The organism is Methylobacterium persicinum, from assembly GCF_022179525.1.
GTDB lineage: Bacteria > Pseudomonadota > Alphaproteobacteria > Rhizobiales > Beijerinckiaceae > Methylobacterium > Methylobacterium persicinum.
This window is the reverse complement of the sequence record NZ_BPQX01000063.1, coordinates 32,890-43,382: the sequence shown is the minus strand read 5'-3', so window position 1 is coordinate 43,382 and position 10,493 is coordinate 32,890. Positions and strand designations below refer to the sequence as shown.

Sequence of the window (10,493 nt, the reverse complement as noted above, 5' to 3'; positions counted from 1 at the left end):
GGCGCCGCGTTCGGCTCACTCCGGCTGAGGCCAAACGCACGACGGATCGAGAGCCTGACTATCGAGCGCGATCCATTCGCTCGTCAGCAACACCAGGAGGAGGGCGCTCAACACCGCCGCGATCACCGCGAGGGTCATTCCCACTCGCTCCGCGTCGAGCCAGCGGACCCGCAGCATCGCGCAGCCGGCGGTGAAGGCTGCCGCCTCCGTGAGGGGCACGACGTGGGACAGGCCCATCAGGCGATCCCCGGACCGGCGGCCTACTCGTCGCCGCCCGACGATTGCGGCGCCGGATCGAGCGCCGCCGTGGCGGCCTTGAGATTGCGCCGGGCTTCGGTGATGGCGGCGGTCCTGGCATCCTTCTGCGCGCTCAACGCTTCCAGGAAGGCGGTCCAATCTGCCTTGACGGAGGCCGGGATTTCCCCGTCGAGCTTGCGGCGAAGTTGCGCGACGCGTCCATCGGGCGTGGCCGCGGCGGGAGAGGCGGTATCCATATCGTAGATGCCGACGGCGCACATCTGATCGCCGACCTTCGTGTAGTAGGTGGTCTTCGGCTCTTCCACCGTACTGCCGGGCTTCGGGAAGAGGTAATGGATGACGGAAATCTTGCCGCTCGTCGCGTCGCGCATCATCGTGCGGATGAAATAATTGCCAGTCTGGTCGTGCAGGCCGCTCACATCGTGGCCTTGCAGGATCGGGTTGGGATGGGCCGCCATGACACCATCCGGGCCGACGCAGAACACGTAGCTGTCGGCGGTGCGGAAGCCGTCCGTGCCCTTCGTGAACGCGATCAGTGCCCGGGGCTTGTCGGCGGCCACGGCCTTGGTGGCACGATCGAGCATCCACTTCGCGCCCATCTCGGCCCCGGAGCCGCTGTCGTCGCATGACAGGCCCGCTTCGCTGTCGCCGCAGGCCAGGGCGGCTGACATCGGCATCACGCCGAAAGCGAACCCAGCTAAATATATCGCACAATGCATTCGCATCATGTGCCTCTTATATTTGCGAGACTCCGTAAGTTATGTAATAGATCTATCATCAATACAAAATTTGCAATATATAATAATTCGCTTCACGGTCTTGTGAACGTGGCTTAGAAACATCCGTCCGAGACAGTGGCGTCAACCAACCTAACGTATAGAGATTTGCAATTGGCATTATCAAATACGATCTTTGAGAACTGGGCGGGCTGAGGTTTTCGGCTTTGCGGGGGTGGGGTGTCATTGGCCAAACTCGAAGAGTTCTGACATCCTCACCGTCTTGCCTTGGCTTTCGTTTACAATGAAGGGTTGAGTCTCGTGCTTCCCCGAAACCCGCGGCGATCCCCTTGTCGGGGAGGGCGGCCGCTGTCGCCCCGGCGGGTCATCGAACCACCTCCGCCTTCGGGCGTTCTCGGTCCTCCATGAGGGAGGACCAAGTGCCATGAAAGTGATCTCCGCGACCATCGTGGGCCTGACCCTGTTGGGGACGCTGGCTCCAGCGTTCGCTCAACCCTACGGCGGGCGCGATTACGGCTATGACCGTGGCGAGTACGGATCCCGCGACCGGGACTACGACGACCGCGACCGCGGCGATTATCGACGCGACTCTCGGCGCGACTACGACCGGGGATCGCGCGGCGGCCGCGGCGACTACGCGTTCGACGAGCGCGAATATCTGCGGTGCAACCCGGATGTACGCCGTGCCGTCGTCAACGGTCAGGTCGAGTCCGGCCTCTTCCATTACCGGAAGGTCGGCCGTGCGGAAGGTCGCCGCCTGACCTGCTGACGTGGGAGCGGGCCTGACCATCTCGGGCCCCCGGGAGAGGCCACGGCCGTGCGCGCCTGAGGCCGCACGGCCGTCGTGGACGCTTGCCACGCTCGCGCGGATTCCGTAAATGTACTAGTATGTCTGCGCCATTGACAGAAAAATTACGCCTACACCATAAGCTGGCCAAGATTCTTCATCCTTCAACTCATGTCATTCCCCCTTGTTGTCGAGCTGCTAAGTCTTCCCGATATGCCGGGGTGTCGGGGGCGGGGGACGCTGCCGCCAGAGCGACAGCGTGAAGGCCGGCCTTGATCCCATCGCCGACGACGATGCAGGCGAGGATCATGGGTCCGCTGGCCGGATGAGGGTGCGGCGGTTGACCATTCCATCACCGGGCGCGACGAGTGCCGGGCAGGCCGAGGGGCCGCGCTCGAGTCCGGCCGCGCGGGTTCCATTGCTCTCTCGGCTCTTCATGTCCAAGCCCATCGCGTTCACGCCACGGCAGGTGTCGCGGGATCCCTCGCAGCCCGTCGAGCGGCGGATCCTCTTCTACCTTCCCGGCTACGATCCGGATGCCGAGCGGCGCTACCGCACCCTGTTCGTGCGGGAGATCCGCCGGTATGCCCGGGGCTTCGGCATCGCGCTGCCGACGATCTCGCGTCCTATCACCAGCGACGACGGCCGGACCCAGCACTGGACCATCCAGTCGCAGGATTCCCGGGCGAGCACCCGCACGGTCTACGACGTGCTCCTCTGGAGCGATCTGGCCCGCCGGGACATGAAGCGGTCCTACATCCTCGGCGCCTGCCTCAACGCCTGGGCCCTGCTCCACGCCGCCGCGAGCGGCACGCTGGTGCGCCTGTATCGCGCCAGCTGGAAATGCGCGAACGTCATCGTCTATCCGTTCGTCATGTCCCTCCTGCTCCTGGCGGCGTTCTTCTTGGCCGGACTGCTGGGGCACGGCCTCCTCGGCATCGGGCTGGGGCTTCCGACCTGGATCGCCCTGTCGGCGGGATGCGCCGTCGGCTTCTACGCCCTGAAGAAGACGGCGCCCCGGCTGGACCGCGCCTTCCTCTGGCAGCTGATGCACGACTGGATCTTCCATTGGCAGCATGCCGGCGGCCGGCGCCGGGACTACGAGGCGCGGCTCGACGAGTTCGCGGACCACGTCCTGGCCCGGATCCGTCAGGCGGAATGCGACGAGATCCTCCTCGTCGGCCATTCCACGGGCGGCCTCACCGCCGTCGAGCTGGCGGCCCGCCTCCTGGCGAAGGATCCCGGCCTCGGCCGCGAGGGGCCGGTCTTCTCCCTTCTGACGCTCGGCTCCAGCCTGCCGATCGTGGCGCTCCAGCCCAGCGCCCACGCCACGCGCGCCGCCGTCGAACAACTGATGACCTCGCAGCGGTTGGTCTGGGTGGATTACCAGGCGCCCCAGGACTGGATGAACTTTCCGGGTTTCAACCCTGGGCAGGATCTCCCGCTGGACCTCCCCGTGGCGGACACGGTCAACCCGATCATCCGGTCGGCGCGTTTCAGCGAGATCATCGACGCGCAGACCTACCGCCAGATCCGCATGCGTCCCTTCCGCATGCACTTCCAGTTTTTGATGGCGAACGACCACGCCGGGGTCTTCGACATCTTCGCCCTCTCCCTCGGCAGCCGGTACCTGCGCGAGCGCGTCCTCGGCGAGGTCAGCACCCCATTGGGAAGCGGCTGACGCCGACGCCCTGCCGGATCCGGCGGAGCTCCTTCTTCATGCCAGCATCGCATCCCCTCCCATGAAGTGCCTCCTCGCAGTGCTCGGCACGCACGGCGACGTCCTGCCGTTCATCGCCCTCGGCAGCGCCCTGGCCGGCCGGGGCCACGAGGTCCTGCTCACCGCCCCGGCCCCGTTCGAAGGGGCGGCCCGGCGGGCGGGCCTGACCTTCCATCCCCTCGGGGACCGGGCCGATTTCAACCGGCTGGTGTGCGAACCGGACCTCTGGCATCCCCGCAAGGGCGCCAGGACTGCCTTCCGCCACGCCCTGCGCTTCACGCCGGACGTCTACCGCTGGATCGAGGCTCACCGGTCGGAGGACTGCGTCGCCGTCGCGTCGTCGAGCATGTTCGGGGCACGGACGGCCCAGGATCGCCTCGGCGTGCCCCTGGTGACGCTCCACGTCCTGCCCATGCTCATCGAGAGCCGCTCCGCGCCGCCGCGGCTGCCGGGCCTGCCGCTGCCCGAGTTCCTCCCCGCCCGGTTCAGGCACTGGATGGGGCGGGGCGCCTTCGAGGTCGCCGTCGATCCGTTCATCCTGCCGGGCTTGAACGCGTTCCGCTCCGGGTTGGGCCTGCCTCCGGTGCGGCGCCTCATCCACTGGTGGAACAGCCCCGACGCGATGCTCCTGATGTTCCCCGGCTGGTACGCCCCGCCCCAGCCGGATTGGCCACCCCAGGCGGTTCAGCTCGATTTCCCGATCGCCGACGCGTTCGGCGATGCCCCCGAACTGGATCCCGCGCTGGCCAGCTTCCTCGATGCGGGACCGCCGCCGCTGGCCTTCACCTACGGGTCGGGGATGCGCCAGGGCCGGCGCTTCTTCGAGACGGCGGTCGCCGTGTGCGGTCGCCTCGGCCGCCGCGGGGTGCTCCTGGCTCCGCAGGACGGACAGGTGAGCGGCCCGCTGCCGGAGGGGATCCTCCACGTCCCCTATGCGCCCTTCGGCAAGCTCCTTCCGCGCTGCGCCGCCCTGATCCACCACGGCGGGATCGGCACGGTGGCCCAGGCCATGGCCGCCGGCATCCCGCAATTCGTGGTCCCGGTCGCCTTCGACCATTTCGACGAGGCCCGCCGCCTGCGGCACCTGAACCTCGGCCTGTCGCTGAGCCGCCGACGGTTCTCCCCTGGTCCCGCCGCCCGCAGGATCCGGCGCCTGCTCACCGACCCACGGGTCCGCGCCGCCTGCGACGAGGCCCGGGACAGGCTCCGCACGAACGGAAGCCTCCAGGCGGCCTGCGACGTGATCGAACGGGCCGCGACGGCGCGCCGGACGGACGGCTGACCCACCGGCTTGGTCCGTCGCCGAACGCGGACCGGTCGGGACACCCCAGGGAGGTGATGCATGCGTATCAATCCGGGGGGCGCCTGTGGGAACCGGTTTGCGTGCAATCCGTTTGTGCCTCGCCGTCGGGGAAGCAGCGGCGGCTTGAGCCTCACTCCCGGCGGCAGGGATTGAAACATTTAGGCGGTTTCACTGGTAGAAACTGACTATTGAACGGGGGGTCTGCCAGCACATCTTCAGGACGGTTCAGGGTTGTCTCTTTAACGACGGAGTACCCATGGCCGGACAGAAGAACCCGGGTTCCGCCGAGCACCTCGAGGGCTCGGTCAAGGAGGCGATCGGCAAGCTCATCGGCGACGACCGGATCGCAGCCGAGGGCCGGCGCCAGAAGCACGACGCACGGCCGCCCGTCGCCGCCGGGCTCAAGGCGACGGATCCCGCAAAGGATACGACGCAGCGCTGACGGACCAGTCCCACATTTCGTCAAGGCGCCCCGTCGGCGGCGGGAGCATGACAACACCGTCCCGGGTGGACGGCATCACGGAAGAGAGCAGCATGGTGGATACGGATCGGATCACGGGCGCCGCCAAGGAGTTCGGCGGCAAGGTGCAGGGCGCGGTGGGCGATCTCACCGGGTCGCACAAGGACTCGGCCGAAGGCCGTGCCCGGGAGGCAGCCGGGCAGGCCGAGGGTCTCTACGGACAGGCCAAGGACACCGTGCGCGATGCCGCCGGGCATGTCGCCGACACCGCCCGGGACATCGGCGGCAAGGTCCGCGAGGCTGTGGGCGATGTCATCGGTTCGGATGACCTCGAGAGCCGGGCCCGGCACGCCCAGGGGGCCGCGCAGGATTACGGCGACCGGGCCGGACGGACGATCCGCCGGAGCGCGAACGAGGCCGCCGACTACGCCGAAGATATCTACGGGCAGGGGCGCCACGCCCTGCATCGGGGCACGCGCGAGGTGAGCCACCGGGTCGGCGAGCATCCGCTCGCCTCCGTGGTCGTCGCCGGCCTCGTCGGCTTCGGGATCGGGCTGCTCGTCAGCGCATCCCGCGACTGATCCGTCCCACGCCATTCCCATCGGCGCCCGCCTCGAACGGGCGCCGTTCACCCCCGGCGAGACGCCGGCCACCACTCGAGGAGCACACGCGATGAGCAGCACCACCGACAAGCTCAAGGGTCTTGCGAACGAGGCCGTCGGCAACGTCAAGCAGGGCGTCGGCAACATGACCGGCAACGACAAGCTCAAGGCCGAAGGCAAGGCGCAGGAGCTGAAGGGCGAGACCCAGAAGACCGTCGGCGACGCCAAGGACGGTGCCAAGAACCTCGCTGACAAGATCACCGGCAAGCACTGACCGCCGCGGGCGGCGCCGGCCCCGCCGTCGCCGCCCCGGACACGATCCAGTGCCATCCCGCCCTAGGCCATTGTTCTTGGCGGCATTTCCTAACGCCGAACCGGTGCCCCCTTCGGCGGAAAACGCTCTAACCCGGAGATTTCCATGAATCGCGACCAGATCCATGGCGCGACCCGTCACCTGAAGGGCCGCGCGCAGACTACCCTCGGCGGTCTGACCGGCGATCCGGCCCGGCAGGTGCGCGGTGCGGTGAACCAAGTGGCCGGCGGTGCGCAATACGCCTATGGCCAGGCCCGCGACCGGGCGGAGGACCTCGCCGAGGACGGGCGCCACATCGCCCGCGCCGCCCGCAAGCGCGCCGACCACCTGATCGATGACGGCCGCGACTTCGCCCGCGATGCCCGCCGCCGCGGGGAAGCTTATGGCCGGCAGGCGATCCGCTACGCGGACGGCCACCGGACGAACACCCTCCTCGGCATCGCCGCCCTGGCCTTCGCCGCGGGCTGGCTCGTCCGCCGGACCCGCTGAGGGAAAACGGCGCCGTCCGGCACCTCTGGACGAGGGAGCGGGTGGACGGATCGGAGGATCCCCTGCCGGCCCCACTCCGCCGGACACAGCCCCCCGGGATCGGCGGCGCGGCAAACTTCGCAGGCAGTTCGGCCGGATCACCGCCGTCCTCACGGTATTTCAATCGTGAATAGCAACCACGGTGCCTTCTCCACCGTGTAGCTGCAGGGTTATCGTGAGGCTGCGGCGCGATGCCGCCCTAGGGAGACCTTACGCCATGGTCCGTTCCAAACTTCCGGTTGCGCTCCTCGCTCTCCCCCTCGGCGCGTGCCTCATGGCCCCACCTGCCTTCGCCCTGTCGACCAAGGACTGTTCGGTGAAGTACCAGGCCGCCAAGCAGGCCGGGACGCTGAACGGGCAGAAGTGGAACGATTTCCGGAAGGCGGAATGCGGCGCCGATGCAGCGCCCGCCGCCGCAACGGCGACCGTGCCGAACCCGATGGCCCCGGGCGCCGCCAAGCCCAACACGCCTGCGGCCACGCCCGCAGCGGCCCCCGCTCCCGCCCCCGCGCCGGTGGCAAAGGCCGGCTCCGCCGCTTTCCCGGGCCGCGTCGATCCGAAATACGCCAGCGAGCCCGCCGGCAAGCAGCGGATGCACACGTGCCTCGACAGCTACAACGCCGCCAAGGCGTCCGGCACGCTCGGCGATCTGAAATGGATTCAGAAGGGCGGCGGCTACTACAGCGAGTGCAACAAGCGCCTGAAGGGCTGAGAGGCTTTCGGCTCGGCAGCCTCCGGTGCTCGCTTCGTGATCGCCGGAGGCCAGGTGCGACGGTGCCCCACGCTCAGCCCCTAGCCATGTCCTGGTCGGGACAGGTCGACGCCAGGCAGAGCCTTACGGGACACTCGTATTCGAATATTGTGCGGAGCAGACAACGCCGATTTGTCCGTCTTCGAACTGAAACGAGCGCGATTGACTCGCATTATTGGCCGGGAGGGCCCATAGGACTGGTATCCCTTTGCACAATTTCGTGCCTGGGCCGCGAAGCGGAGACCGAGATGGCACGTGAATTTACGACCGGCAAAGCGCAGCCGGTCACCCGCGAAGATTTCAATGAGCGCGTGAAGCGCTTGCTCGCCGACAAGCCGGACCCGCGCAAGGCGGAGCTGCGGGGCAAGAACTTCAAGGGCAACACGCCGTTCAAGAAGGGGTAGCGGTCGGCCCGCTGACAGGGCCACGAAGGCCGGGCGGCCCGTTGTCGAGGCGCGCCCGGCCTAAGGGGCCTGGATTGTTTCCGGCGCCGAGCCGGCGCCCCTTCGGCGGAAAAGGCGTTAGCGGTGACAGTAGCCGCGGGGCCCGCGGATCATCCCGGGCGGGCATCCCCGCGGGGCGCCTGAGATCGCACGGCGGATCGCGCCGCGGGGGCCGCGGTTGAGCCGGCAGCCGCCATAGGGGCCGCGATGCTCGCCGAAGCCACAGCCGCCGCGGACCAGCGTGATCGAGGCCTCGCCGCCCGACAGCGGCGCCACCGGCAGCGCCTGGGCCGCTCCGCCCATCAGGAGCACGGTGGAGGCGACGGCAATCATGGTGGGCAATTTCATCGGGACGGTTCCTCTCTGAGCGTGGCAGGCATCCGCTGGGGCCATCGCCCTCACGCCTCGACGGCGAGCGGCCTGACATAACGAACGTCGGCCCGAGTGTTTGCACGCATGTGTCAGAGAATTGCGCTCCGTCTTTGCGAGCGAAGCGAAGCAATCCAGGACAGCGGGACTTCTCAGGATATGGCGGATCCCTGGGTTGCTTCGCTTCGCTCGCAATGACCGTGGGGTAGGCGATCCAAGGATGACGGAAAACGCTCCGACTGATCGTGTCGAGCCCCGGCAGGTCCCGGCGTTGCGTCGCTCCGGTGAGGCTCCGCAAAAAAATTGCCCGGCACGAGGCCGGGCAGTCTGAATCCCTCTTGCACGGGGGACATCACGGTCGGGGCCTTGGAGAACCCGACCGGGATCGGTGATCAGAAGTCGCGCTGGACGCGGAAGCGGGCCTGGAAGACGTCGGTGCTGGAGATCGTCTTCACCGGGTTGCCGGCATTCACGTAGGCAGCGGAGTAGTTGAACTTCTGGGTGTCGAGCACCCGGCCGTTCTGCACGCCGTACTGCGCGTAGATGCCCTCGACGCCGATATCGAGGTCCTTCACCGGCGACCAGATCAAGTTCGCGCCGGCATAGAGCATGTACGTGTCGCGCAGGTTGCCGTTGAGGGCGTAGAAGCGCGTGCCGGGGGTGCCGACGCCGAGCGTCGAGAGGACCGTGCTGCCGGCGCTGGTGCCGGCGGCCGGGACGAAGCCGTAATAGGCTCCCTGCGCGGCGCGGGCGCCGGCGCCGAAGGTGTTCTCACCGTAGGAGGCGAACACCGCCGACCGCCACTCGGGCGCCCAGTAGTGCAGGAACGAGCCGACCACCGAGAAGCTCGTGGAGAGCTGGAGCTGGTTGGTGAACGGGTTGATCGTCGCGTCGGAGAAGTTCTGGTTGAACGACGCGCCTTCGATCGAGGTCGGGTTGATGGAGTAGGAGCCGTTGTACGAGCCGTTGCCGGTGTACATCTGCGCGCCCTCGGCATAGGCGCCCTGGAGGTAGAAGGCGTCGCCCGGTGCGATGAACGGGGCGTTGACCTTCAGACCGCCCTGCACGGCAAAGCCGTACTCGCTTTTCGTGGTCGCGGCGACAGCGTTGGCCGTGGTGAGGGCCGCGCCGGCGCTGTTCACGCCGAGGAAGCCGCCCTGGGAGATGACGTTGCCGGTGTTGATCTCGTGGACCGCGGCGGAGATCTGAGCCGAGCCCCAGGGCTGGTCGTAGCGCAGGACGCCGACGAAGTCGGGCATGCGGTTGCGCTGGATGCCGTCGGTGAAGCCGAAGCCCGTCGGCTGGCCGGCGGCGTTGACGCCGAGCACCACCGGGATCAGCGAGTTCGACTGGCCGAAGATGGCGGTCGAGGTGTTGCCCACCGTCGCGGCCAGCGCCGAGGTCGGGGAATACACGGGCGAACGGCGGAAGCTCGGGTCTTCCATCGAGATCGTGGCCGAGAGGCCGTTGCCGATCGTCGCGGTGTAGGCGAGGAGGTTCGTGGAGTAGACGTCCGAGCCCGACGTGCCGGCGATGAACTCAAAATCGTGGGCGTAGAAGTCGAAGAACGAGGACGCGCGGCCGGCGGTCAGGCCGGCGAACTGCACGAAGGCCTTGTCGGTGTTGAAGTACTGCTCGACGCGGCCGTACTGGTCGATGCCGGTGCCCGGGAAGGCGTTGCCGATCCGGATCTGGGTGCCGGAGTGCACGGTCGGGATGCCGGTGCGGCTGGCGGCCTCGATGCGGATGAAGGCGCGCAGGGTGCCGTAGCCGGTCTGGGTGCGGGCATCGAGGTTGATGCGGGCGAGACCACGGTAGCCGCTGTAGTCGCCATTGCCCTGGCCGCGGCCGAGGGGGGCTTGGTAGCCGTACTCGAAGCGGGCACGGCCCGAGAGACGCAGGCAGGTATCGGTGCCGGGGATGTAGAAGAAGCCCGCGCCATAGGCCGAACAGACACGGACGAATTCGATCGGAACCGCTTTCTTCACCGGCAAGTCCGCAGCATTCGCGGCGCCGGCACTGATCACTGCCGCTGACCCGAGCAGGCAGCTCTTCAAGAGCTTCATCATTCTCTCCAAAGCTTCGAGACCCGGGGGTGCAGGCTGCCCGGTTTTCCGGGTCTTCCTGCATTTTATCAGGCCCACGTCTTGGCGGTGGGCTCCTGCGGGTCCTCGCTTGGCGATGGCCCGACACAACGCGACTTTGCCCGAAAGGTTATCGCA

13 protein-coding genes are annotated in these 10,493 nt (G+C 67.7%); 9 read left to right on the top strand and 4 right to left on the bottom strand.

From position 1 onward, the window contains the following. Positions 1 to 15 precede the first annotated feature (15 nt). A complete protein-coding gene (locus MFF22_RS22550) occupies positions 16 to 237 on the bottom strand; it encodes a hypothetical protein (RefSeq protein ID WP_238252878.1) in 222 nt (73 codons plus the stop codon). Between the two features lie 23 nt (positions 238 to 260). Further along, positions 261 to 929 carry a cache domain-containing protein gene (locus MFF22_RS22545; RefSeq protein ID WP_238252877.1) on the bottom strand — a complete coding sequence of 223 codons (669 nt, stop codon included), beginning with the start codon at positions 927 to 929 and terminating at the stop codon, positions 261 to 263. Between the two features lie 490 nt (positions 930 to 1,419). Between MFF22_RS22545 and MFF22_RS22540 the strand changes: the two genes are divergently transcribed. The 9 genes from MFF22_RS22540 (at position 1,420) to MFF22_RS22500 (ending at position 7,863) form a co-directional block, all read left to right on the top strand. Next, entirely contained in the window at positions 1,420 to 1,764 is a 345-nt protein-coding gene (locus tag MFF22_RS22540) for a hypothetical protein (RefSeq protein WP_238252876.1), read from the top strand. A 454-nt stretch (positions 1,765 to 2,218) separates the two neighbouring features. Further along, complete coding sequence (locus MFF22_RS22535) at positions 2,219 to 3,463, top strand: alpha/beta fold hydrolase (RefSeq protein WP_238252875.1); 1,245 nt, start codon at positions 2,219 to 2,221, stop codon at positions 3,461 to 3,463. A 61-nt stretch (positions 3,464 to 3,524) separates the two neighbouring features. Beyond that, positions 3,525 to 4,784 (top strand): glycosyltransferase, encoded by a 1,260-nt coding sequence (locus MFF22_RS22530; protein ID WP_238252874.1) that lies wholly within the window; start codon positions 3,525 to 3,527, stop codon positions 4,782 to 4,784. Between the two features lie 277 nt (positions 4,785 to 5,061). Beyond that, on the top strand, positions 5,062 to 5,247 hold the full coding sequence (locus MFF22_RS22525; RefSeq protein WP_238252873.1) for a CsbD family protein: 186 nt from the start codon (positions 5,062 to 5,064) through the stop codon (positions 5,245 to 5,247). Between the two features lie 47 nt (positions 5,248 to 5,294). Next, complete coding sequence (locus MFF22_RS22520) at positions 5,295 to 5,846, top strand: CsbD family protein (RefSeq protein ID WP_306424697.1); 552 nt, start codon at positions 5,295 to 5,297, stop codon at positions 5,844 to 5,846. Between the two features lie 91 nt (positions 5,847 to 5,937). Continuing rightward, the gene (locus MFF22_RS22515; protein ID WP_238252872.1) at positions 5,938 to 6,141 is read left to right on the top strand and encodes a CsbD family protein; all 204 of its coding nucleotides are present in this window, start codon (positions 5,938 to 5,940) and stop codon (positions 6,139 to 6,141) included. Positions 6,142 to 6,285: 144 nt separating this feature from the next. Further along, positions 6,286 to 6,669: a CsbD family protein gene (locus MFF22_RS22510; RefSeq protein ID WP_238252871.1), complete on the top strand. Its 384-nt coding sequence runs from the start codon at positions 6,286 to 6,288 to the stop codon at positions 6,667 to 6,669. A gap of 256 nt (positions 6,670 to 6,925) precedes the next feature. After that, a complete protein-coding gene (locus MFF22_RS22505) occupies positions 6,926 to 7,420 on the top strand; it encodes a hypothetical protein (RefSeq protein WP_238252869.1) in 495 nt (164 codons plus the stop codon). A gap of 287 nt (positions 7,421 to 7,707) precedes the next feature. Next, complete coding sequence (locus MFF22_RS22500; protein ID WP_238252868.1) at positions 7,708 to 7,863, top strand: hypothetical protein; 156 nt, start codon at positions 7,708 to 7,710, stop codon at positions 7,861 to 7,863. Positions 7,864 to 7,980: 117 nt separating this feature from the next. Here the strand turns inward: MFF22_RS22500 and MFF22_RS22495 are convergent, their stop codons facing one another. After that, the gene (locus tag MFF22_RS22495) at positions 7,981 to 8,250 is read right to left on the bottom strand and encodes a GCG_CRPN prefix-to-repeats domain-containing protein (protein ID WP_238252867.1); all 270 of its coding nucleotides are present in this window, start codon (positions 8,248 to 8,250) and stop codon (positions 7,981 to 7,983) included. Between the two features lie 413 nt (positions 8,251 to 8,663). After that, positions 8,664 to 10,337 carry a porin gene (locus MFF22_RS22490; RefSeq protein WP_238252957.1) on the bottom strand — a complete coding sequence of 558 codons (1,674 nt, stop codon included), beginning with the start codon at positions 10,335 to 10,337 and terminating at the stop codon, positions 8,664 to 8,666. Between the last annotated feature and the right edge of the window lie 156 nt (positions 10,338 to 10,493).